This window comes from Roseateles sp. (assembly GCF_044373315.1).
Lineage (GTDB): Bacteria > Pseudomonadota > Gammaproteobacteria > Burkholderiales > Burkholderiaceae_C > JACDQM01.
Genome location: NZ_JBILQK010000038.1, coordinates 1 through 19,198, shown reverse-complemented (window position 1 = coordinate 19,198; position 19,198 = coordinate 1). Strand labels below are relative to the sequence as shown.

The window sequence follows — 19,198 nt, the reverse complement described above, 5'->3', positions numbered from 1 at the left end:
CGGGGCGCCGGCTGAACGTGGAGTCAGCACAACAATGAGCAAAGACACCTTCACCGCCGTCAGTGATGATGGCCTGCGCTACGAGTCAAAAGTGGGAGGCTCGCCATTCCTGGGGAGCGGACATACCCGCTCATGCTTCAAGTGCGGCAAACACCGCACGCCAGCCAACCTGCAGTCAAAACGTGTGCTCGGTCGCACCGAACTTGTGTGCAAGCCCGCCTGCCAGAGCAAGACATGAACTGAACCGCGCGAGGCGCATCTTGGCTCCGGCATGAAGGCGTCTTGCGCCGCATGCCTCGCTATGGGCACAATCCAGCCCTTTGCTTGCCGAGTTCACCTTCATGACTTCTCCTTCCGCGCTGCCGCCTGTCGCCAGTGAAATCACACCGGCCGCCGTGATGCAGCAGCTGAAGTCGCTGTTCCCGGCTCTTTTCAGCGCCGCAAAGCCACTGAAGCTTCGTATTCAGGCCGACATCCAGGAACGAGCGCCTGGGCAATTCACCAAGCAGCAGCTCTCTGCCGCCTTGCGCCGCCTCACTGGCAGCACGGCATACTTGATTGCCCTCAGCAAAGCCACGCATCGCTACGACCTGGAGGGAGCTGCAGCGGGAGAACTCGCTGAAGAACACCGCCAGGCAGCGCTCACGGAGCTTGCCCGCCGCCGCGCGCTGCAGCAGGAGCGCCGGGAGCAGGAGGTTCAGCAGCGCCGCGACCGGGCCGCCTTGTTGCGCGCCTTCGAGACGACCACGCTGACACGGGCCAACTTCTGCGCTCTCAAGGGTGTTGCCGAGCCGGAGTTGGACGCGCTGCTTGAACAGGCGCGCCAAGAAGCTGAGGAGGACCGTGTAGCGCGCGCAAGCCAGCCTCTCGGCCATGGCAAGCCTGACCACCGTGGCGCCCGCCGCGACGGGCCGCGAGGTGTCCGGAACGTCGGAAACAAGCCGGGATCAGGGCAAAAGCGCCAGCCCTGAGCGACTCGTCAGTCGGCCAAGGCCTCCCGCAACAAGGCCGGGCTCAGAATCTCAGGCAGCAGCTGGGGTTCGGCCACCCCAGGCTTGAGCAGCATGTAGACAGGCACGCCGCTGCGCCCCAGGCGATTCAGCTCTTGGCTGATGACTGGGTCTCGGCGGGTCCAGTCCGCGCGCATCAAAACCACACCCTTGGCCTTGAATGCGGCCACCACGCCCGCGTCTGCGAGGGCACCGCGCTTGTTGAACTGGCAAGTGACGCACCAAGCAGCCGTGAAGTCGACAAAAACCGGCCGCCCCTGAGCGGTCGCCTCCTTGACCGCCTCAGGCGACCATGTCTGCCAGTCCCCCCCTTGGCTGATTGGCCCAGAAGACGCACCCACGCTCTGCTCGCGCAGTGCAGGCGCCGCCCAGACGAGCGCCGCCACGCAGAGAAGCACACTTCCAACCCGAAAGGCCGGTCCGCTACGCGGTCCGAAGTCAGGTGTCGCCCAAACCCACGCCAGCAAGGCGATGGTGAGCAAAACGCCAAGCAGCCCTGTCACGCCGTCAATGCCGACCTGCTGACCCAGCACCCACATGAGCCAGACGACGGTCGCAAACATCGGAAATGCCATCAGCATCTTGAAGTGCCGCATCCATGCCCCGGGCCTCGGCAACAGCCGCCCCAGGCCTGGCCAGAACGTCGCAGCCAGGTAGGGTGCGGCCATTCCGAAGCCAAGGCTTGCGAACACCGCGAGAGCTTGTGCAGCGGGCTGGGTCAGCGCGACTCCCAGTGCCACCCCCATGAATGGCGCCGTGCAAGGTGAAGCCACGGCCACCGCCAGCACGCCAGTCAGCGCGCTGTCCAGCGCCGGGTTCTTGGCCCGCGCTGCGGCCAGATTGCCCGGCAGCACTGCGCTGAATTGAAGGAATCCGAGAAGATTCAATCCGATCAGCGTGAACAGCAGCGCAAGCGCGGCAACAAACTCCGGCGACTGAAGCTGAAAGCCCCAACCCAGCTGGCTACCACTAGCCCGAAGACCCAGGAGCAAGCCCGCGAGCGCCAGAAAACTAAGCACCACGCCCGCCGTGTAAGCCAGGCCGCCAATACGCAGCTGACGATTGGACTCATGTTGGCTGGCGAACCCGAGCACCTTCAAGGAAAGAACCGGAAAGACACAAGGCATCAGATTCAAGAGCAGCCCACCGCCGAAGGCCAGCAAAAGTGCGGCCCAAATGGATGTGCCTCCTGCGGACGTAGCGCCGGATGCCTTCACGGGTTCAGATGACCTGGCCGGTGCGCTTTCAACTTCCGCGTTGGCCGGCCAGGCCCCTGCGACACCGACCGACACACGCAGCCCCTCTTTACGCCCGGGATCGTCGGCGGGACTAAGAACCAGATGCACCGCCTTAGGGCTCTCAACGCGCTGCGCCGAGAGTGGAACACGGACAGTCAGCTCACTTGCATTCCAGGCGATCTGGGCAGGAGCAGCATGATCGAAAACACCAGCGTCTTCAGGAAAAACCTGAATGCTGCGCCCCGCCCACGTGGCCGGCAAGTTCTTGACGACAGTTGACAAAAAGCCCAGCGGCTCAAAGCGTCCGTCTGAGGGGCCGGCATGGTCAGCGGGGACAGAAACCTTGGCCGCGTCGAACAATCGCATGTGTGCCGACTGCGGACTCGCAGTTAGCGGAATGTTGAATCGCCCGCTTTCCGGAATGCACACTTCCTTGCACACCAGCCAATCGGCCTGCAACACGACGTCCTTGGCACCCGGCGTGAAGTCGTCCGCAATCCTCACCGGCACCGCCAGCAAGACATCCCCTTCATAGCCGTAGTTGACCATCGGCCCAATCGGGAGGCGCTGTGGCACCGGCCAAGCGATATCCCCCACTTCGATCCCACGCGGCAACTCCCAACTAAGCCGGGTCGGTAGCCCCGAATCACCGGGGTTCTTCCAGTAGCTGTGCCAATGCGGCCTATGCTTGATCAACAGACCGAACCAGACCGCCTTACCTGGGCTGACTCCCTGCGGGGCATGGACAAGCAATTCAGCCACCACCTGCTCAGTCTTGATGCGACTGCCATCCGCAAGCACAGAGCCGGGAGAAAAGAAAAGCAGGGCAAGGGAAAAGGCGAGCAGCGTTCTAAACATCCGTGCGGTTCTCTTGGTTGGCGAGGGCGAAATAACCCGCAGCCTTGGACTTTAGGGGGTTTCAACAATGCGTGCCTGCTGCAACAACACAGCCCGCCAGACAGGCTGGAACAATCGCCCGCGTGAAATGCAAAAAACCGCCAACAGCAATGAGCTACTAGCGGTTCCTCGGCATAAAACTTGGTTGCGGGGGCAGGATTTGAACCTACGACCTTTGGGTTATGAGCCCAACGAGCTACCAGACTGCTCCACCCCGCGACTGAAGCTGTGACTATAGCATGAAACTACAGGGCAAGACAATGATTCTCAAACAATCGGCCTAATTCTGGGCGTAAAAAAGCCGGCCAGCGGCCGGCTTCAGCTCACGCCTTGCCTGCAAGCTCACTCAGCGGCTGCGGCAGCTGCTTCCGGGCTGTCTTCAGCGCGGTCGACCAGCTCAACATAGGCCATCGGAGCATTGTCGCCAACGCGGAAGCCCATTTTCAAGATGCGGGTGTAACCACCAGGACGTGCCTTGAAACGCGGGCCCAGTTCGTTGAACAGCTTGGTGACGATGTCGCGGTCACGCAGGCGGTCAAAAGCCAACCGGCGATTCGCCAGTGTCGGCTCTTTGGCCAGAGTGATCAGAGGCTCGACGACGCGACGCAGTTCTTTGGCCTTGGGGACCGTAGTCTTGATGGCTTCGTGCTGCAGCAGCGAGACGCACATATTGCGCAGCATTGCCTTGCGGTGTTCGCTGGTGCGGTTGAGCTTACGGAGGCCGTTACGATGACGCATGGTGCATTTCCTTTCTAGATTAATCCCAGCAGCCGTATCAGGTACTGCCCGGGGGCACCGGGTGGCTTGACGCCACCCTCTTTCAAAAACGAGTTAACGCTTGTCCAGGCCTTGCGGCGGCCAGTTTTCCAGGCGGGCGCCCAGAGTCAGGCCGCGCGAAGCCAGCACTTCCTTGATTTCGTTGAGCGACTTGCGACCCAGATTCGGAGTCTTAAGCAGCTCGGTCTCAGTGCGCTGGATGAGGTCGCCGATGTAGTAGATGTTCTCTGCCTTCAGGCAGTTGGCCGAACGGACGGTCAACTCAAGCTCATCCACTGGGCGCAGCAGAATCGGATCGAAGCTGCTGGAACGCTGGGCCGGCTGGTCGAAGATATCGCCCACATCCGTGCCTTGGAGCTGCGCAAACACAGCCAGCTGTTCCACGAGGATCTTAGCCGAAGCGCGGATTGCCTCTTCGGGCGAGATCGCGCCGTTGGTTTCGATCTCCATCACCAACTTGTCCAAGTCAGTGCGCTGCTCAACACGCGCGTTCTCTACTGCGTAGCTGACACGACGCACAGGAGAGAACGACGCATCCAAGACAATGCGACCGATGCTCTTGGTCGGCTCGTCGCCATAACGGCGCATCGTGCCGGGCACGTAGCCGCGACCCTTCTCGACCTTGATCTGCATATCAAGCTTGCCGCCTTGAGACAGGTGGGCAATGACATGGTCGGGGTTGATGATCTCGACGTCGTGAGGGGTCTGGATATCGGCAGCCGTGACGGGGCCCTCACCTTCCTTGCGAAGGACCAGAGTGACTTCTTCACGGTTGTGCAGACGAAACACCACGCCCTTGAGGTTGAGCATGATGTGAACGACATCTTCTTGCACGCCATCAATTGCCGAGTACTCATGGAGCACACCAGCAATCGTGACTTCCGTCGGCGCATAACCCACCATCGAGGACAACAGCACACGACGCAAGGCGTTGCCCAGGGTGTGACCATAGCCGCGTTCAAACGGCTCCAGAGTAACCTTGGCACGGTGACCGCCCAGGGGCTCCACATTGATGGATTTGGGTTTGAGCAGATTGGTTTGCATGAGGTCTTTCTTTCAATACCCTCGGTTCGTTACACCGATAAGGCTGAGGGACCAACCGGAAACAGCACAAGCAACGCTGCAACCGGACGAAGAAACGGCAAAGCCGAGCAGGCCCTCCGGGGGCTGCTCGGCCAGAACGCGGCGATTAACGTGAATACAACTCAACGATCAGCGACTCGTTGATCTCTGCACCGAACTCGTCGCGATCAGGAGCCTTCTTGAAGACACCCTCCAGCTTGCCGCCATCAACCTGCACCCAGGCAGGCATGCCGATGGACTCGGCCAGCTTGAAAGCGTCGAGCACGCGCAGCTGCTTCTTGGCCTTCTCACGAACGGCCACGATGTCACCCGCCTTCACGAGATACGAGGCGATGTTCACGACTTCGCCGTTCACCGTAACACCCTTGTGCGAAACAAGCTGGCGCGCCTCAGCACGGGTGGAACCGAAGCCCATACGGTAGACGACGTTGTCCAGACGCGACTCAAGCAGCTGAAGCAGGTTCACACCGGTCGAGCCCTTGCGGCGCTCAGCTTCTGCGAAGTAACGGCGGAACTGACGCTCCAAGACGCCGTACATGCGCTTGACCTTCTGCTTCTCGCGCAGCTGCAACCCGAAGTCAGACGTACGCTGGCCGGAGGTGCGCCCATGCTGACCAGGCTTGGAATCAAACTTAGCCTTGTCGCTGATGGCGCGGCGAGCGCTCTTCAAGAACAGGTCTGTGCCTTCACGGCGGGAAAGTTTGGCCTTAGGGCCGAGGTAACGTGCCACTTGGATATTCCTTCTTTAATCTGACGCACGGCCTACCGGTCAATGCGCGAGTCTGCCCAGATCTTTGGTCGGTTCAGACGGTGGTCTTAAGAGCCGCAAGGCTTCAACAAATACGGCCAGCCTGGCACTGAAGTACCAGCTGGCTTGGAGAATGAGCGCGAGATTATCGCACTAAAGCGACCCGCCTTAGATGCGACGACGCTTCTGAGGGCGGCAGCCGTTGTGCGGCACCGGCGTCACGTCAGAAATCGACGTGATTCGAATGCCCAGCGCGGCCAGAGCACGAACCGACGACTCACGACCAGGACCGGGGCCCTTGATCTTCACGTCGAGGTTCTTGATGCCTTGCTCTTGCGCTGCACGGCCGGCAACTTCGGCCGCGACCTGAGCTGCAAAGGGAGTCGACTTGCGCGAACCCTTGAAGCCTTGGCCACCAGACGATGCCCACGAAAGTGCACCGCCTTGGCGATCGGTGATCGTAATGATCGTGTTGTTGAACGAAGCGTGAACGTGCGCAACGCCGTCAGCAACGTTCTTGCGAACCTTCTTGCGAACGCGCTGGGCAGCCGAGTTATTGGGTGCTTTTGCCATATTGACCTTCTTTCAATGCCTGCCGCGGATCACTTCTTGCCAGTAGCCGCCGACTTGCGCGGGCCTTTGCGAGTGCGCGCGTTCGTGCGGGTGCGCTGACCACGCATCGGCAGACCACGACGATGGCGGAAGCCACGGTAGCAACCGAGGTCCATCAAGCGCTTGATGTTGATGGACATCTCGCGGCGCAGGTCGCCTTCGATGGTCATGCGGCCGACTTCTTCGCGGATCTTCTCGAGATCAGCGTCAGTCAGGTCTTTGACCTTCTTGTCAAACGGAATACCGCAAGTCGTGCAGATCTTCTGAGCCGTCGTACGGCCAATGCCGTAGATCGACGTCAGACCGATCTCAGTGTGCTTTTGCGGCGGAATATTGATACCAGCAATACGTGCCATGTGCGTCCTCTAATTCGCTCAGTGTCGTGCAGCAGCAATCAGCCTTGACGCTGCTTGTGTCGCGGATCGGTACAGATCACACGCACCACACCATTGCGGCGGATGATCTTGCAATTGCGGCACATCTTCTTCACGGATGCCGAAACTTTCATGGTCTGCTCCTTGACCTACTCTTAAATACTCAAACTTCGCGTCCGGGGAACGAATACGCTCACTTCGCCCGGAACACGATGCGAGCACGACTCAAATCGTAAGGCGTGAGCTCCACAGTCACCTTATCCCCCGGAAGTATGCGGATGTAATGCATCCGCATCTTGCCGGAAATATGACCTAGAACTACATGCCCGTTTTCCAACTTCACCCGAAACGTCGCGTTAGGAAGATTCTCAAGAATCTCGCCCTGCATCTGAATGACGTCGTCTTTCGCCATGCCTGCGTTGCTCTGTCGGTTGGAAAACCTATCAATGGTTCAGCTCTCAGCTGGCCTTGAAGTTTGCCTTCTTCAGCAGCGACTCGTACTGCTGACTCATCACATAAGACTGCACCTGCGCCCAGAAGTCCATCGTCACAACAACGATGATCAACAGCGACGTGCCACCGAAATAGAACGGCACGTTGTACTTAAGAACCAGGAACTCCGGCAGCAAGCAAACCGCAGTGATGTACACAGCCCCTGCCAGCGTCAGACGTCCGAGAATCTTGTCGATGTGCTTGGCAGTCTGATCACCCGGCCGAATTCCAGGGATGAACGCGCCACTCTTCTTCAAGTTGTCTGCAGTCTCACGGCTGTTGAAAACCAACGCTGTGTAGAAGAAGCAGAAGAACACGATCGCAGCGGCGTACAGAAGGACATAGATCGGCTGACCAGGACTCAACGCCCCTGCCAGATCCTTCAGCCAACGCAGGCCATCACCGGTCGCGAACCAACTCACCAGCGTCGTCGGCAGCAAGATGATCGACGAAGCGAAGATCGGCGGGATCACGCCAGACATGTTCAGCTTCAGCGGCAAGTGGGACGATTGACCACCGTACACCTTGTTGCCGACCTGCCGTTTGGCGTAGTTCACCAAGATCTTGCGCTGACCGCGCTCGACAAAGACCACGACGTACGTAACCACGACCACCAGTGCAACGATAAAGATCGAGGCAATGATGCTCATCGCGCCGGTACGAACCAACTCCAGCAAGCCACCAATGGCGCTCGGCAAACCAGCCGCAATACCTGCAAAAATCAAGATCGAGATGCCGTTGCCGAGGCCGCGCTCAGTGATCTGCTCGCCGAGCCACATCAAGAACATCGTCCCTGCCACCAGACTGGAAACTGCAGTCAGACGGAAGCCAAATCCAGGAGCAATCACCAAGCCCGCAGAACTTTCCAGGGCAAGCGCAATACTCAGCGACTGGAAAATAGCCAGCCCCAAGGTACCGTAGCGCGTGTACTGGGTAATCTTGCGGCGACCCGCCTCGCCTTCCTTCTTCAACGCCTCCAGGCTCGGCACCACATGCGTCATCAACTGCATGACGATAGAAGCCGAGATGTAGGGCATGATGCCCAGCGCAAAGATGGTGAAACGAGACAGCGCTCCACCCGAGAACATGTTGAACAAGCTCAGGATGCCGCCTTGCTGGCCCTTGAAGAGCTGCTGCAACTGTGCAGGGTCAATACCAGGCACCGGAATATGCGCTCCGATGCGGTAAACAACCAGAGCCAGCAACAAGAACACAAGCCGACGACGCAGGTCGCCGAACTTGCCACTCTTGGCCAACTGGTTTGGGTTGGTTGCCACGCGCCGCTTCCTATGAATGCTTAAGCAACAGAGCCGCCAGCGGCTTCAATTGCCGACTTGGCACCAGCCGTAGCGCCAACACCCTTGAGCACAACCTTACGGCTGATCTCGCCAGACTTGATCACCTTGACTGACTTGGTCAGCTCGGAAACCAGGCCGACAGCCTTCAGCGTCAGCATGTCGATCTCGTCACCGGCCAGGGCTTGCAAGTCGCTCAAGGTCACTTCAGCGTTGAACGGACGGGCCAGAGACTTGAAGCCACGCTTGGGCAGACGACGCTGCAGCGGCATCTGACCGCCTTCGAAGCCCACCTTGTGGTAGCCACCAGCACGCGACTTTTGACCTTTGTGGCCACGGCCGGCAGTCTTGCCCAGGCCAGAGCCAATGCCACGGCCCACGCGACGCTTAGAGTGCTTTGCACCAGCTGCCGGCTTGATGGTATTGAGTTGCATGTTCTATTCCTCAGTTCGTCCAGGGCTTACAGCACCTGAACGAGATAGGCGATCTTGTTGATCATGCCGCGCACCGCAGGCGTGTCTTCCAACACACTGGTGCTGTTCAGCTTGCGCAGGCCCAGGCCCACCACAGTGGCACGGTGCGAAGCGCGTGTGCCAATGGGGCTGCGAACCAGCTTGACCGTCAGAGTTTTCTTTTCAGACATCAGTCTCTCCAGTGCAGCTTCAGTTGAAGATGTCTTCAACAGACTTGCCGCGCTTGGCTGCGACTTCCGCGGCCGTTGTCGAACGCTTCAGAGCGTCCAGCGTGGCGCGAACCATGTTGTAAGGGTTGGTCGAACCGTGGCTCTTGGTCACGATGTCCGTCACGCCCATCACCTCGAAGACTGCGCGCATCGGGCCGCCAGCAATCACGCCGGTACCGGCAGGTGCCGGAGCCATGATGACGTGAGCAGCTCCGTGCTCACCCACCACGTTGTGGTGAATGGTGCCGTTCTTGAGGTTCACCTTGATCATGTTACGGCGAGCAGACTCCATGGCCTTCTGCACCGCAACCGGCACTTCCTTAGCCTTGCCCTTGCCCATGCCGATGCGACCATCGCCATCGCCGACCACGGTCAGTGCCGCGAAAGACAGCGTGCGGCCACCCTTCACAACCTTCGTGACGCGGTTCACCGCGATCATCTTTTCCTTCAGGCCGTCGTCATTGCCTTCGGTCTGCGCGCGGGGTTGAAACTTTGCCATTTCGAAATCCTTTAAGCGTCAGAACTGAAGACCGGCTTCGCGCGCGGCCTCAGCCAGCGCCTTGACACGACCGTGATAGGCGAAGCCTGCACGGTCGAAAGCCACCTTCTCGACGCCAGCAGCCTTGGCCTTCTCGGCAATACGCTTGCCGATCAGTGCCGCAGCGGCCACGTTGCCACCCTTGCCTGCGGTACCCAGTTGCTCGCGGACTTCCTTTTCGGCAGTCGAAGCGCTGGCCAACACGCGTGCACCATCTTCCGAGATGACGCTGGCGTAAATGTGCAAATTGGAGCGAAACACCGTGAGGCGAGCAACACGTTGCACGGCGATACGTGCACGGGTCTGACGCGAGCGACGGATGCGCTGTTCTTTCTTCGTCAACATGGCGCTGCTCCTTACTTCTTCTTGGTCTCTTTGAGAGAGACCTTCTCATCGGAATAGCGGATGCCCTTGCCCTTGTAAGGCTCCGGGGGACGGATCGCGCGAACTTCAGCAGCGATCTGACCCACCACTTGGCGGTCCGCACCCTTGATCAAGATTTCCGTCTGGGTCGGGCACTCAACCTTGATACCAGCCGGCATGTCCTTCACCACAGGGTGAGAGAAACCGATCTGGAGGTTGAGCTTCTGACCCTGTGCCTGTGCGCGGTAACCCACGCCGACCAGGTTCAGCTTGCGCTCAAAGCCTTTGCTCACACCGCTGACCATATTGGCCACCAGGGCGCGCAACGTACCACTCATCGAATCAGCATCAGCAGATTCGTTGACCGGCACAAAGCTCAGCTTGCCGCCATCGTTCTTGATCGTGACCAGGGGGTGAACCGGACGAACCAGCGTTCCCTGAGCACCCTTGACGCTGATCTGCTCAGCAGAGATCGCCACTTCCACGCCTTGCGGGACGGCGACCGGCATTTTTCCAACGCGGGACATTGTCTGTCTCTCCTTGCGCTTAGGCGACGTAGCAGAGCACTTCGCCGCCGATGCCGGCTTGACGTGCTTTGCGGTCGGTCATCACGCCCTTGGGCGTAGTGACAATCGCCACACCCAGGCCATTCATGACCTGGGGAATATCGTGGCGGCCCTTGTAAATGCGCAGGCCAGGTCGGCTCACGCGCTCAATGCGCTCGATCACTGGACGGCCTGCGTAGTACTTCAACGCAATCTCCAGCTCCGGGCGGGCTGCTTCACCGCGAATCGCGAAACCGTCGATATAGCCCTCGTCCTTGAGGACCTTGGCGATCGCAACCTTCAGCTTCGAGGAAGGCATCACGACGCTAGCCTTCTCAACGCTTTGCGCGTTGCGAATGCGAGTCAGCATATCGGCGATAGGATCACTCATGCTCATACGAAATCTCCTAAACCTGCCGATTACCAGCTGGCCTTGACGACACCGGGGATGTCGCCCTTGAAGGCCAGCTCACGAATCTTGTTACGGGCCAGCCCGAACTTGCGGAACGTGCCGCGAGGACGACCCGTCAATTCGCAACGATTGCGAAGACGCGTCGGATAGGCGTTGCGGGGCAGCTTCTGCAGCTCCAAGCGGGCGAGGTAACGCTCCTCATCGGACTTCTTGGAGTCATCGATGATGGCCTTCAACTCGGCATACTTCTTGGCGTACTTGGCGACAAGTTGTTCGCGCTTCAGCTCACGCTGCTTAATCGAGAGTTTTGCCACAGGTCACCTCAGTTCTTGAACGGGAACTTGAATGCAGCCAACAAGGCCTTGCACTCGTCGTCCGACTTTGCAGTCGTCGTGATGCTGATGTTCAAGCCGCGGAGAGCATCGACCTTGTCGTACTCGATTTCCGGGAAGATGATCTGCTCTTTGACGCCGATGTTGTAGTTACCGCGACCGTCGAACGAACGGCCAGAGATACCACGGAAGTCACGAACGCGCGGCAGCGCGATCGTCACGAAGCGATCCAGGAATTCGTACATCTGGATGCCGCGCAGCGTGACCATGCAGCCGATAGGCACGCCGTCACGAATCTTGAAGCCGGCAATAGCCTTCTTCGACTTCGTGATCACGGGCTTCTGACCTGCAATCTTGGTCAGGTCACCAACCGCGTGGTCCATGACCTTCTTGTCTGCCACCGCCTCGCTCACACCCATGTTCAGGGTGATCTTCGTGATACGGGGCACTTCCATGACCGACTTGTAGCCAAACTTCTCAACGAGGCTGGGCACAACTTTTTCGCGATAAACCGCTTGCAAACGAGCCATGTCGAACCCCTTAAGCCTTGATCTCTTCGCCGGTCGACTTGTAGACGCGCACCTTCTTGCCGTCTGCGAGCAACTTGATGCCCACGCGATCGGCCTTGCCGGATGCAGCGTTGAAAATCGCCACGTTGGATTGATGAATGGGCATCGTCTTGTCGACCACACCACCGGTGGTGCCCTTGAGGGGATTGGGCTTGACGTGCTTCTTGACGACGTTCACACCATCAACAACGATGTGATCAACGTCAACACGCTGCGACACGGTGCCGCGCTTACCCTTGTCGCGACCGGTCAGGACAATGACCTCGTCGCCTTTACGAATCTTGTTCATGGCAGTACCTTTGACTGTGGCGATGCTTAGAGCACCTCGGGCGCCAGCGACACGATCTTCATGAAGCGCTCGGTACGCAACTCGCGCGTCACCGGGCCGAAGATACGGGTGCCGATCGGCTCCAGCTTGGCATTCAGCAGCACAGCGGCATTGCCGTCAAACTTCACCAACGAGCCGTCTTGACGACGAACACCCTTGGCGGTACGAACGACCACAGCGCTATAGACCTCGCCCTTTTTGACGCGGCCACGCGGTGCGGCTTCTTTGATGCTGACCTTGATAATGTCGCCAATGCCTGCATAACGACGCTTGGAACCACCAAGCACCTTGATGCACATGACGGACTTGGCGCCAGTGTTATCCGCGACGTCGAGTCGCGATTGCATTTGAATCATGTCTGTCCCCAACTTTTCCCGCACCAATCGTCGCAACGCTCGGGCGGTCAGTCTTGGGCCCGTAAGCCTAACGCCACGCCATAAGGCACGGCGCCCAGCGATTGAGGGCGGATCCGAGGCCACATTCAGTCACGCGACTGAACTAGCGTTCGGCGAAGCTGTGGATTATGAAGCCATCCACTTGCCAGTGTCAAGCACCGGCGGCGATAAATTCATTGCGCCCGCAAAGCACACTGCATCGGGCGCACGTGCTCAACGCAAGGCCTTGGCCTGCTCAAGCAAGGTAGAAGCATCGCTCACGGCAAAGGCACCCGGCGCCTCCACGTTGAGTGTCTTCACCTGGCCGTCTACGACCAGCATGGAATAGCGCTGAGAGCGCAGCCCCATACCACGCGACGTCAAATCCAGCGTAAGCCCAGTCGCTTTGGTGAAATCAGCACTGCCGTCAGCCATCATGCGCACCTTGCCGGCCGTTTTCTGATCGCGTCCCCAGGCACCCATCACGAATGCATCATTGACGGAGACGCACCAGATTTCGTCAACACCAGCGGCACGCAAAGCATCGGCCTGCTCGACATACCCAGGAACATGCTTGGCGGAACATGTCGGCGTATAAGCCCCAGGCAACGCAAAGACTGCGATCGTCTTGCCTGCAGCGGCTTTGCTCGTCTCGAAGGCATTGGGGCCCAAGGAGCAACCGTTCCCTTCTACCTCGATGAACTCCTGCAGCGTCGACGACGGCAATGTCTCTCCAACCTTCAACATGGTGCACTCCAATCAAGTTCTGTGTTTCCGCTGCGTGAGAACCAGCAGCCCAAAGTGAAAAACGGCCGGACGCTAGTATTCCAGCGTTCCGGCCGTTCGGGCGAGTCGAGGCAAAAGCCCCTTCCGCCTTCGGCTTATCAAGCCAAGCGCTTAAACGACCTGAGCCTTTTCAACCAAGCGGGTCACGACCCAGTTCTTGGTCTTCGACAGCGGGCGGCCTTCGGCGATTTCGACGACGTCACCCATCTTGTACTCACCCTTTTCGTCATGGGCGTGGTACTTGCGGGAACGGGCGACGATCTTGCCATACAACTCGTGCTTTGCGCGACGCTCGACCAGAACGGTGACCGTCTTGGCGCGCTTGTCGCTGACCACACGTCCCACCAGGGTGCGCGTGTTCTTTTCTTGAGCTTGCGTCATTATGCGGCTCCCTTCTTCTTCTCGGCCAAGACGGTCTTGACGCGAGCGATGTCGCGACGAGTCTTACCCAGGACCGAGTGGTTCGTGAGCTGTTGAGTCGCCTTTTGCATGCGAAGACCGAAATGGGCCTTCAGCAGATCAGTCACTTCCTTTTCCAAGGCAGCGACATCCTTGCTACGCAGTTCAGATGCTTTCATGGTGTTCTCTCCAATCAGGCGCCGACCTGGCGAGCCACGAAGGTGCAACGCAGAGGCAGCTTTGCAGCAGCCAGCGTGAACGCCTCGCGAGCCAGGGCTTCCGGCACACCGTTGATCTCGTAGAGCACCTTGCCCGGCTGAATCTCAGCGACGTAGTACTCAGGGTTGCCCTTACCGTTACCCATACGGACTTCGGCAGGCTTCTGGGAAATCGGCTTGTCAGGGAAGATGCGGATGAAGATACGACCGCCGCGCTTGATATGACGCGAGATCGCACGACGTGCAGCTTCAATCTGACGGGCCGTCAGACGACCGCGCTCGGTAGCCTTCAGGCCGAAGTCGCCGAAGGACACGGCGGCGCCACGGGTGGCGACACCCGTGTTACGTCCCTTTTGCTCTTTGCGATATTTGCGACGAGCAGGTTGCAGCATGCTTATTCTCCTTTGGCCTCGCCAGCAGCGGGGGCCTTGCGGACCACACGCTTCACGGCGGGCTTGGCTGCGTCGCCAGCGGCGGCGTCAGCGGGCTTATCTGCACCATCACGCGGACCACGGTCGCTGCCCGGACGGCCACGGCCACCAGGAGCACCCGGGCGGGCGTTGCGGCGGGGGCGACGATCATCTTCAGCGCCAGCAGGCGTGTTGATCACCGGAGCCTCGCCATTGGCCAAGCGGTCACCGCGGTAGACCCACACCTTCACGCCAATCACGCCGTAGGTCGTCTTGGCTTCGGAGAAGCCATAGTCGATGTCAGCCTTCAGAGTGTGAAGAGGCACACGGCCTTCGCGATACCACTCGGTACGAGCGATTTCGATTCCGTTCAGACGGCCTGCAGACATGATCTTGATGCCTTGGGCGCCCAGGCGCATCGCGTTCTGCATCGCGCGCTTCATGGCACGGCGGAACATGATGCGCTTTTCCAGCTGCTGGGTGATCGAGTCGGCGATCAGTTGCGCATCGATTTCAGGCTTGCGCACTTCCTCGATGTTGACTGCCACCGGCACGCCCAGACGCTTGGTCAGCTCGGCCTTCAGGTTTTCGATGTCTTCGCCCTTCTTGCCGATCACAACGCCCGGACGCGCCGAGAAGATCGTGATGCGGGCATTCTTCGCGGGGCGCTCAATCAGAATGCGCGACACGGCGGCATTCTTCAGCTTGGCCTTCAGGTATTCGCGAACACGCAGATCTTCAGCCAACATCGTGGCGAAGTTCTGATTGTTTGCATACCAGCGCGAAGCCCAGTTACGGGTGACAGGCAGGCGGAAGCCGGTCGGATGAATTTTCTGTCCCATAGTCTTCCTTCAGCCTTCAGTTGCCGACCGACACGAAGATGTGGCACGTGGGCTTGCTGATGCGGTTGCCACGGCCTTTGGCACGGGCAGAGAAACGCTTCAGCGTGGCGCCTTGCTCCACATAGATCGAGGTGACCTTCAGTTCATCGATGTCAGCGCCGTCGTTGTGCTCGGCGTTGGCGATGGCGCTTTCCAGCGCCTTCTTGATGATGAGGGCTGCCTTCTTCTGGGTGAATTCCAGGATGTTGAGCGCCTGGTCCACCTTCTTGCCGCGGATCAGGTCCGCAACAAGGCGGCCCTTGTCACAGGACAGGCGAACACCGCGAACGATTGCTTTGGTTTCCATCGTTGGCATCCTTACTTCTTCCCGGCCTTCTTGTCGGCCAGATGGCCTTTGAAGGTACGGGTCAGTGCGAATTCACCCAGCTTGTGACCAACCATCTGGTCGGACACATAGACCGGCACGTGCTGCTTGCCGTTGTGAACAGCGATCGTCAGACCGATGAACTCGGGCAAGATGGTCGAGCGACGCGACCAAGTCTTGATGGGCTTCTTGTCCTTGTTGGCAACGGCCTTGTCGACCTTCGCCATCAGGTGGTGATCCACGAAGGGACCCTTTTTGAGGGAACGAGCCATTTGGTCTACCCCTTACTTCTTGCGACGCGAGACGATGAACGTCTGCGTGCGCTTATTGTTGCGAGTGCGGTAGCCCTTCGTGAGGGTGTTCCACGGCGACACAGGCGCCTGGCCCTCACCGGTACGACCTTCACCACCACCGTGCGGGTGATCAACCGGGTTCATGGCGGTACCACGAACGGTCGGGCGGATACCCTTCCAACGGATTGCGCCGGCCTTGCCGTACTGGCGCAGGCTGTGCTCTTCGTTGCTGACTTCGCCAATGGTGGCGCGGCAGTCGATGTGGATCTTGCGGACTTCACCCGAGCGCAGGCGGACCTGAGCGTAAGTGCCTTCACGAGCCATCAGCACCACCGAAGTGCCTGCTGAACGCGCGATCTGAGCGCCCTTGCCAGGCAGCATCTCGACACAGTGAATGGTAGAACCCACCGGAATGTTGCGGATCGGCAGCGTGTTACCAGCCTTGATCGGAGCCTCAGCGCCGCTCAGGATGGTCGAACCCACTTCCAGGCCACGCGGGGCAATGATGTAGCGACGCTCGCCGTCGGCATAGCACACCAATGCGATGTGAGCCGTACGGTTGGGGTCGTACTCGATACGCTCGACCTTGGCCGGGATCGCATCCTTGTTGCGCTTGAAGTCGACGACGCGGTAGTGGTGCTTGTGACCACCGCCCTTGTGGCGCATCGTGATATGACCGTTGTTGTTACGGCCCGACTTCTGCTTCTGCGGCTCCAACAGCGACGCCTCAGGCGCGCCCTTGTGCAGGTGCTTGTGCACCACCTTCACCACGGCACGGCGGCCAGGCGAGGTCGGCTTTACTTTAACGATGGCCATTACGCAGCCTCCCCGGAGAAGTTGAGCTCCTGGCCCGCCTTCAGCGAAACATAAGCCTTCTTCACGTGATCGCGACGGCCGATCGAGCGACCAAAGCGCTTGACCTTACCCTTCACATTGACCACGGAAACCGACTCGACCTCGACCTTGAACATCAGTTCAACAGCGGCCTTGATCTCCGGCTTGGTGGCATCACGCAAGACCTTGAACAACACTTGGTTGTGCTTCTCGGCAATTGCCGTGGCCTTTTCGGACACGATAGGAGCCAGCAGCACCGAAGCCAGACGGCCTTCAGAATATTTCACGGCGCTCATGCCAGCATCTCCTTGAGTTGCTCCATTGCGGCCTTGGTCACCAGCACCTTCTTGTAGAAGACTAGCGACAGCGGATCGGCATAACGCGGCTCGACGATCAGCACATTAGCCAGATTGCGCGAAGCCAGCGCCAGGTTGTCGTCGACTTCGTCGGCGATCAACATCACGCTGTCCAGACCCATGGCCTTGAACTTGGCCGCCAGCAGCTTGGTCTTCGGCGCTTCCAGAGCGATCGAATCCACAACTGCCAAACGACCCTCGCGTGCCAGCTGCGAGAGGATGGCGGCCATACCGGCGCGATACATCTTCTTGTTCAGCTTGTGCGAGAAGTTCTCATCCGGCATGTTCGGGAAAATCCGACCGCCTCCGCGCCACAGCGGCGACGACGTCATACCAGCACGTGCACGACCCGTACCCTTCTGGCGGAACGGCTTCTTGGTCGAGTGCTTAACCTGCTCACGGTCTTTCTGGGCGCGGGTACCTTGGCGTGCATTGGCCTGATAGGCCACGACCACCTGGTGCACCAGGGCCTCGTTGTAATCACGAGCAAACACAGTGTCAGGAGCGTCCACCTTGGCGGTGGCTTGACCCTGCTCGTTCAGGAGCTCGAGCTGCATCAGTTGGCCCCTTTCTTGATCTTGACCTTGACTGCGGGGCGGACGACCACATGGCCGTTCTTTGCACCAGGCACAGCACCACGGACCAGCAGCAGTTGACGAGCTTCGTCAACGCGCACGATGTCCAGGTTCTGCACACTCACAGTCACGTCACCGCGGTGACCCGACATCTTCTTGCCCGGGAACACGCGACCCGGATCTTGCGCCATCGAGATGGAGCCGGGAACGTTGTGCGAGCGGCTGTTACCGTGCGAAGCACGCTGCGAGCCAAAGTTGTGTCGCTTGATCGTGCCGGTAAAGCCCTTACCGATCGATGTGCCTTGCACATCAACCATCTGGCCAGCCGCGAACAAAGACACCGGCACTTGCGCACCAGGCTTGTACTCGGCCGCGACATCAGCGCTGACACGGAATTCACTGAGGACTTCGCCAGCCTCAACACCCGCCTTGGCGAGGTGGCCAGCCTCAGGCTTGGTGACGCGCGAAGCCTTGCGCGCACCGAACGCCACTTGAATGGCGCTGTAGCCGTCGTTCTCTTCGGTCTTGACCTGGGTCACGCGATTGTTGGACACATCCAGCACCGTCACAGGGATGGCGTCGCCATCGTCCGTGAAGATGCGCATCATGCCCACCTTGCGGCCCAGCAATCCGAGACGATTGCTAAGACTCATGGTTTTTCTCCAGCCCTCTCGCGAGGACCATTTACACACACCCGACATCGATTGGCCGGGCTGACCAGCTACACCCCAAAAAACTTACGCCTCTTGGGGTGCGACGAACCCACGCACAGCAAAGCAATGCGCGGAAAAGCTTGCGAGTATAGCGCTGTGGCAGCGCCACCGCAAGCAGCAGGTGAAGACAAAAGAGGGGCAGCCTCTCGGATGCCCCTCTTTACGCAGAACGAAAGCTGCTCAGGTGCAGCACGCCCAGGCGCTCATTACTGCAGCTTGATTTCGACGTCGACGCCTGCCGGCAGGTCGAGCTTCATCAGTGCGTCAACCGTCTTGTCCGTCGGATCAACGATGTCCATCAGACGCTGGTGAGTGCGGATTTCGAACTGGTCGCGCGAAGTCTTGTTGACGTGCGGCGAACGCAGAATGTCGAAACGCTCCATGCGCGTCGGCAGGGGCACCGGGCCCTTGACAATCGCACCGGTACGCTTGGCAGTCTCAACGATTTCCAGAGCGGACTGGTCGATCAGCTTGTAGTCGAATGCCTTCAGGCGGATACGGATCTTTTGCTTTTGCATGACTTTTCCTTCAAAGAGCGAGCGGCCGAGGCCGCGGAGTTGGTGCGGCTTGGCGGTTGAGCGGACTCAAGCACCAAGCCGGTCACGCAAAAGACTTACTCGAGGATGGTTGCGACCACGCCGGAGCCGACAGTACGGCCGCCTTCGCGGATAGCAAAACGCAGACCTTCTTCCATGGCGATCGGAGCGATCAGCTTCACGGTGATGCCGACGTTGTCGCC

At 59.4% G+C, this 19,198-nt stretch carries 33 protein-coding genes, 1 tRNA gene and 1 pseudogene; 2 read left to right on the top strand and 33 right to left on the bottom strand.

From position 1 onward, the window contains the following. Positions 1-34 precede the first annotated feature (34 nt). Together ACIQ67_RS10770 and ACIQ67_RS10765 are read left to right on the top strand one after the other, a co-directional pair. Complete coding sequence (locus tag ACIQ67_RS10770) at positions 35-238, top strand: hypothetical protein (RefSeq protein ID WP_397534363.1); 204 nt, start codon at positions 35-37, stop codon at positions 236-238. 103 nt (positions 239-341) lie between these two features. Then, positions 342-971: a ProQ/FINO family protein gene (locus tag ACIQ67_RS10765; protein ID WP_397534362.1), complete on the top strand. Its 630-nt coding sequence runs from the start codon at positions 342-344 to the stop codon at positions 969-971. A gap of 8 nt (positions 972-979) precedes the next feature. On the opposite strand, the gene ACIQ67_RS10760 is transcribed toward ACIQ67_RS10765, so the two are convergent. The 33 genes and pseudogenes from ACIQ67_RS10760 to tuf form a co-directional block, all read right to left on the bottom strand. Beyond that, positions 980-3,106, bottom strand: coding sequence for a protein-disulfide reductase DsbD family protein (locus tag ACIQ67_RS10760; protein ID WP_397534361.1), 2,127 nt, complete (start codon positions 3,104-3,106; stop codon positions 980-982). A gap of 181 nt (positions 3,107-3,287) precedes the next feature. After that, positions 3,288-3,364: transfer RNA gene (locus tag ACIQ67_RS10755), tRNA-Met, on the bottom strand. Between the two features lie 123 nt (positions 3,365-3,487). Then, positions 3,488-3,883, bottom strand: coding sequence for a 50S ribosomal protein L17 (rplQ, locus tag ACIQ67_RS10750; protein WP_397534360.1), 396 nt, complete (start codon positions 3,881-3,883; stop codon positions 3,488-3,490). A gap of 93 nt (positions 3,884-3,976) precedes the next feature. Further along, positions 3,977-4,966 (bottom strand): DNA-directed RNA polymerase subunit alpha, encoded by a 990-nt coding sequence (locus ACIQ67_RS10745; protein WP_397534359.1) that lies wholly within the window; start codon positions 4,964-4,966, stop codon positions 3,977-3,979. Between the two features lie 145 nt (positions 4,967-5,111). Next, on the bottom strand, positions 5,112-5,735 hold the full coding sequence (rpsD, locus tag ACIQ67_RS10740) for a 30S ribosomal protein S4 (RefSeq protein WP_397534358.1): 624 nt from the start codon (positions 5,733-5,735) through the stop codon (positions 5,112-5,114). A gap of 186 nt (positions 5,736-5,921) precedes the next feature. Further along, complete coding sequence (gene rpsK / locus ACIQ67_RS10735; protein WP_195795824.1) at positions 5,922-6,326, bottom strand: 30S ribosomal protein S11; 405 nt, start codon at positions 6,324-6,326, stop codon at positions 5,922-5,924. Positions 6,327-6,355: 29 nt separating this feature from the next. Next, positions 6,356-6,721: a 30S ribosomal protein S13 gene (rpsM, locus tag ACIQ67_RS10730; protein ID WP_137945220.1), complete on the bottom strand. Its 366-nt coding sequence runs from the start codon at positions 6,719-6,721 to the stop codon at positions 6,356-6,358. Positions 6,722-6,759: 38 nt separating this feature from the next. After that, positions 6,760-6,873 (bottom strand): 50S ribosomal protein L36, encoded by a 114-nt coding sequence (rpmJ, locus tag ACIQ67_RS10725; protein ID WP_058933616.1) that lies wholly within the window; start codon positions 6,871-6,873, stop codon positions 6,760-6,762. A gap of 59 nt (positions 6,874-6,932) precedes the next feature. Further along, positions 6,933-7,151: a translation initiation factor IF-1 gene (gene infA / locus ACIQ67_RS10720; RefSeq protein WP_009855680.1), complete on the bottom strand. Its 219-nt coding sequence runs from the start codon at positions 7,149-7,151 to the stop codon at positions 6,933-6,935. A 46-nt stretch (positions 7,152-7,197) separates the two neighbouring features. Continuing rightward, the gene (gene secY / locus ACIQ67_RS10715) at positions 7,198-8,508 is read right to left on the bottom strand and encodes a preprotein translocase subunit SecY (protein ID WP_397534357.1); all 1,311 of its coding nucleotides are present in this window, start codon (positions 8,506-8,508) and stop codon (positions 7,198-7,200) included. A gap of 20 nt (positions 8,509-8,528) precedes the next feature. Next, complete coding sequence (rplO, locus tag ACIQ67_RS10710; protein WP_397534356.1) at positions 8,529-8,960, bottom strand: 50S ribosomal protein L15; 432 nt, start codon at positions 8,958-8,960, stop codon at positions 8,529-8,531. 26 nt (positions 8,961-8,986) lie between these two features. Continuing rightward, positions 8,987-9,169 carry a 50S ribosomal protein L30 gene (rpmD, locus tag ACIQ67_RS10705; RefSeq protein ID WP_397534355.1) on the bottom strand — a complete coding sequence of 61 codons (183 nt, stop codon included), beginning with the start codon at positions 9,167-9,169 and terminating at the stop codon, positions 8,987-8,989. A 19-nt stretch (positions 9,170-9,188) separates the two neighbouring features. Further along, positions 9,189-9,707 carry a 30S ribosomal protein S5 gene (gene rpsE / locus ACIQ67_RS10700; protein ID WP_397534354.1) on the bottom strand — a complete coding sequence of 173 codons (519 nt, stop codon included), beginning with the start codon at positions 9,705-9,707 and terminating at the stop codon, positions 9,189-9,191. A gap of 18 nt (positions 9,708-9,725) precedes the next feature. Beyond that, positions 9,726-10,091: a 50S ribosomal protein L18 gene (gene rplR / locus ACIQ67_RS10695; RefSeq protein WP_397534353.1), complete on the bottom strand. Its 366-nt coding sequence runs from the start codon at positions 10,089-10,091 to the stop codon at positions 9,726-9,728. Positions 10,092-10,102: 11 nt separating this feature from the next. After that, positions 10,103-10,636 (bottom strand): 50S ribosomal protein L6, encoded by a 534-nt coding sequence (gene rplF, locus ACIQ67_RS10690; RefSeq protein ID WP_397534352.1) that lies wholly within the window; start codon positions 10,634-10,636, stop codon positions 10,103-10,105. A 19-nt stretch (positions 10,637-10,655) separates the two neighbouring features. Then, a complete protein-coding gene (gene rpsH / locus ACIQ67_RS10685; RefSeq protein WP_397534351.1) occupies positions 10,656-11,051 on the bottom strand; it encodes a 30S ribosomal protein S8 in 396 nt (131 codons plus the stop codon). A 23-nt stretch (positions 11,052-11,074) separates the two neighbouring features. Continuing rightward, entirely contained in the window at positions 11,075-11,380 is a 306-nt protein-coding gene (gene rpsN / locus ACIQ67_RS10680; protein WP_397534350.1) for a 30S ribosomal protein S14, read from the bottom strand. A gap of 8 nt (positions 11,381-11,388) precedes the next feature. After that, positions 11,389-11,928, bottom strand: a complete 540-nt coding sequence (gene rplE / locus ACIQ67_RS10675) for a 50S ribosomal protein L5 (protein ID WP_397534349.1) — start codon at positions 11,926-11,928, stop codon at positions 11,389-11,391. A 10-nt stretch (positions 11,929-11,938) separates the two neighbouring features. Next, positions 11,939-12,256: a 50S ribosomal protein L24 gene (gene rplX, locus ACIQ67_RS10670; protein ID WP_397534348.1), complete on the bottom strand. Its 318-nt coding sequence runs from the start codon at positions 12,254-12,256 to the stop codon at positions 11,939-11,941. A gap of 26 nt (positions 12,257-12,282) precedes the next feature. Further along, complete coding sequence (gene rplN, locus ACIQ67_RS10665) at positions 12,283-12,651, bottom strand: 50S ribosomal protein L14 (RefSeq protein ID WP_088286487.1); 369 nt, start codon at positions 12,649-12,651, stop codon at positions 12,283-12,285. 252 nt (positions 12,652-12,903) lie between these two features. After that, positions 12,904-13,416, bottom strand: a complete 513-nt coding sequence (locus ACIQ67_RS10660) for a peroxiredoxin (RefSeq protein ID WP_397534347.1) — start codon at positions 13,414-13,416, stop codon at positions 12,904-12,906. 150 nt (positions 13,417-13,566) lie between these two features. Next, positions 13,567-13,836: a 30S ribosomal protein S17 gene (gene rpsQ / locus ACIQ67_RS10655; RefSeq protein WP_397534346.1), complete on the bottom strand. Its 270-nt coding sequence runs from the start codon at positions 13,834-13,836 to the stop codon at positions 13,567-13,569. Then, complete coding sequence (rpmC, locus tag ACIQ67_RS10650; RefSeq protein ID WP_397534345.1) at positions 13,836-14,033, bottom strand: 50S ribosomal protein L29; 198 nt, start codon at positions 14,031-14,033, stop codon at positions 13,836-13,838. The genes rpsQ and rpmC overlap by 1 nt, the downstream gene beginning before the upstream one ends. Positions 14,034-14,047: 14 nt before the next feature. After that, positions 14,048-14,464, bottom strand: a complete 417-nt coding sequence (rplP, locus tag ACIQ67_RS10645; RefSeq protein ID WP_195795809.1) for a 50S ribosomal protein L16 — start codon at positions 14,462-14,464, stop codon at positions 14,048-14,050. Positions 14,465-14,466: 2 nt separating this feature from the next. Continuing rightward, positions 14,467-15,324, bottom strand: coding sequence for a 30S ribosomal protein S3 (gene rpsC, locus ACIQ67_RS10640; RefSeq protein WP_397534344.1), 858 nt, complete (start codon positions 15,322-15,324; stop codon positions 14,467-14,469). A 16-nt stretch (positions 15,325-15,340) separates the two neighbouring features. After that, positions 15,341-15,670: a 50S ribosomal protein L22 gene (rplV, locus tag ACIQ67_RS10635; RefSeq protein ID WP_282824724.1), complete on the bottom strand. Its 330-nt coding sequence runs from the start codon at positions 15,668-15,670 to the stop codon at positions 15,341-15,343. Positions 15,671-15,681: 11 nt separating this feature from the next. Further along, the gene (rpsS, locus tag ACIQ67_RS10630; RefSeq protein ID WP_397534343.1) at positions 15,682-15,960 is read right to left on the bottom strand and encodes a 30S ribosomal protein S19; all 279 of its coding nucleotides are present in this window, start codon (positions 15,958-15,960) and stop codon (positions 15,682-15,684) included. Positions 15,961-15,972: 12 nt separating this feature from the next. Next, positions 15,973-16,797 (bottom strand): 50S ribosomal protein L2, encoded by an 825-nt coding sequence (gene rplB, locus ACIQ67_RS10625; protein WP_397534342.1) that lies wholly within the window; start codon positions 16,795-16,797, stop codon positions 15,973-15,975. Beyond that, a complete protein-coding gene (rplW, locus tag ACIQ67_RS10620) occupies positions 16,797-17,111 on the bottom strand; it encodes a 50S ribosomal protein L23 (RefSeq protein WP_397534341.1) in 315 nt (104 codons plus the stop codon). Before rplW ends, rplB begins: the two co-directional genes overlap by 1 nt. Then, positions 17,108-17,728 (bottom strand): 50S ribosomal protein L4, encoded by a 621-nt coding sequence (gene rplD / locus ACIQ67_RS10615; protein ID WP_397534340.1) that lies wholly within the window; start codon positions 17,726-17,728, stop codon positions 17,108-17,110. Before rplD ends, rplW begins: the two co-directional genes overlap by 4 nt. After that, complete coding sequence (rplC, locus tag ACIQ67_RS10610) at positions 17,728-18,399, bottom strand: 50S ribosomal protein L3 (RefSeq protein ID WP_397534339.1); 672 nt, start codon at positions 18,397-18,399, stop codon at positions 17,728-17,730. The genes rplD and rplC overlap by 1 nt, the downstream gene beginning before the upstream one ends. Positions 18,400-18,665: 266 nt before the next feature. Then, complete coding sequence (gene rpsJ, locus ACIQ67_RS10605; protein WP_056194266.1) at positions 18,666-18,977, bottom strand: 30S ribosomal protein S10; 312 nt, start codon at positions 18,975-18,977, stop codon at positions 18,666-18,668. Between the two features lie 95 nt (positions 18,978-19,072). Then, a pseudogene (tuf, locus tag ACIQ67_RS10600) lies at positions 19,073-19,198 on the bottom strand (elongation factor Tu); the annotation flags it as partial.

What these genes read in the sequence shown, in the direction of transcription:
- ACIQ67_RS10770 (WP_397534363.1), top strand. Translation starts at nt 35, where the DNA reads ATGAGCAAAGACACCTTCACCGCCGTCAGTGATGATGGCCTGCGCTAC.
- ACIQ67_RS10765 (WP_397534362.1), top strand. Translation starts at nt 342, where the DNA reads ATGACTTCTCCTTCCGCGCTGCCGCCTGTCGCCAGTGAAATCACACCG.
- ACIQ67_RS10760 (WP_397534361.1), bottom strand. Translation starts at nt 3,106, where the DNA reads ATGTTTAGAACGCTGCTCGCCTTTTCCCTTGCCCTGCTTTTCTTTTCT.
- rplQ (WP_397534360.1), bottom strand. Translation starts at nt 3,883, where the DNA reads ATGCGTCATCGTAACGGCCTCCGTAAGCTCAACCGCACCAGCGAACAC.
- ACIQ67_RS10745 (WP_397534359.1), bottom strand. Translation starts at nt 4,966, where the DNA reads ATGCAAACCAATCTGCTCAAACCCAAATCCATCAATGTGGAGCCCCTG.
- rpsK (WP_195795824.1), bottom strand. Translation starts at nt 6,326, where the DNA reads ATGGCAAAAGCACCCAATAACTCGGCTGCCCAGCGCGTTCGCAAGAAG.
- rpsM (WP_137945220.1), bottom strand. Translation starts at nt 6,721, where the DNA reads ATGGCACGTATTGCTGGTATCAATATTCCGCCGCAAAAGCACACTGAG.
- rpmJ (WP_058933616.1), bottom strand. Translation starts at nt 6,873, where the DNA reads ATGAAAGTTTCGGCATCCGTGAAGAAGATGTGCCGCAATTGCAAGATC.
- infA (WP_009855680.1), bottom strand. Translation starts at nt 7,151, where the DNA reads ATGGCGAAAGACGACGTCATTCAGATGCAGGGCGAGATTCTTGAGAAT.
- rplO (WP_397534356.1), bottom strand. Translation starts at nt 8,960, where the DNA reads ATGCAACTCAATACCATCAAGCCGGCAGCTGGTGCAAAGCACTCTAAG.
- rpmD (WP_397534355.1), bottom strand. Translation starts at nt 9,169, where the DNA reads ATGTCTGAAAAGAAAACTCTGACGGTCAAGCTGGTTCGCAGCCCCATT.
- rpsE (WP_397534354.1), bottom strand. Translation starts at nt 9,707, where the DNA reads ATGGCAAAGTTTCAACCCCGCGCGCAGACCGAAGGCAATGACGACGGC.
- rplR (WP_397534353.1), bottom strand. Translation starts at nt 10,091, where the DNA reads ATGTTGACGAAGAAAGAACAGCGCATCCGTCGCTCGCGTCAGACCCGT.
- rplF (WP_397534352.1), bottom strand. Translation starts at nt 10,636, where the DNA reads ATGTCCCGCGTTGGAAAAATGCCGGTCGCCGTCCCGCAAGGCGTGGAA.
- rpsH (WP_397534351.1), bottom strand. Translation starts at nt 11,051, where the DNA reads ATGAGCATGAGTGATCCTATCGCCGATATGCTGACTCGCATTCGCAAC.
- rplE (WP_397534349.1), bottom strand. Translation starts at nt 11,928, where the DNA reads ATGGCTCGTTTGCAAGCGGTTTATCGCGAAAAAGTTGTGCCCAGCCTC.
- rplX (WP_397534348.1), bottom strand. Translation starts at nt 12,256, where the DNA reads ATGAACAAGATTCGTAAAGGCGACGAGGTCATTGTCCTGACCGGTCGC.
- rplN (WP_088286487.1), bottom strand. Translation starts at nt 12,651, where the DNA reads ATGATTCAAATGCAATCGCGACTCGACGTCGCGGATAACACTGGCGCC.
- ACIQ67_RS10660 (WP_397534347.1), bottom strand. Translation starts at nt 13,416, where the DNA reads ATGTTGAAGGTTGGAGAGACATTGCCGTCGTCGACGCTGCAGGAGTTC.
- rpsQ (WP_397534346.1), bottom strand. Translation starts at nt 13,836, where the DNA reads ATGACGCAAGCTCAAGAAAAGAACACGCGCACCCTGGTGGGACGTGTG.
- rpmC (WP_397534345.1), bottom strand. Translation starts at nt 14,033, where the DNA reads ATGAAAGCATCTGAACTGCGTAGCAAGGATGTCGCTGCCTTGGAAAAG.
- rplP (WP_195795809.1), bottom strand. Translation starts at nt 14,464, where the DNA reads ATGCTGCAACCTGCTCGTCGCAAATATCGCAAAGAGCAAAAGGGACGT.
- rpsC (WP_397534344.1), bottom strand. Translation starts at nt 15,324, where the DNA reads ATGGGACAGAAAATTCATCCGACCGGCTTCCGCCTGCCTGTCACCCGT.
- rplV (WP_282824724.1), bottom strand. Translation starts at nt 15,670, where the DNA reads ATGGAAACCAAAGCAATCGTTCGCGGTGTTCGCCTGTCCTGTGACAAG.
- rpsS (WP_397534343.1), bottom strand. Translation starts at nt 15,960, where the DNA reads ATGGCTCGTTCCCTCAAAAAGGGTCCCTTCGTGGATCACCACCTGATG.
- rplB (WP_397534342.1), bottom strand. Translation starts at nt 16,797, where the DNA reads ATGGCCATCGTTAAAGTAAAGCCGACCTCGCCTGGCCGCCGTGCCGTG.
- rplW (WP_397534341.1), bottom strand. Translation starts at nt 17,111, where the DNA reads ATGAGCGCCGTGAAATATTCTGAAGGCCGTCTGGCTTCGGTGCTGCTG.
- rplD (WP_397534340.1), bottom strand. Translation starts at nt 17,728, where the DNA reads ATGCAGCTCGAGCTCCTGAACGAGCAGGGTCAAGCCACCGCCAAGGTG.
- rplC (WP_397534339.1), bottom strand. Translation starts at nt 18,399, where the DNA reads ATGAGTCTTAGCAATCGTCTCGGATTGCTGGGCCGCAAGGTGGGCATG.
- rpsJ (WP_056194266.1), bottom strand. Translation starts at nt 18,977, where the DNA reads ATGCAAAAGCAAAAGATCCGTATCCGCCTGAAGGCATTCGACTACAAG.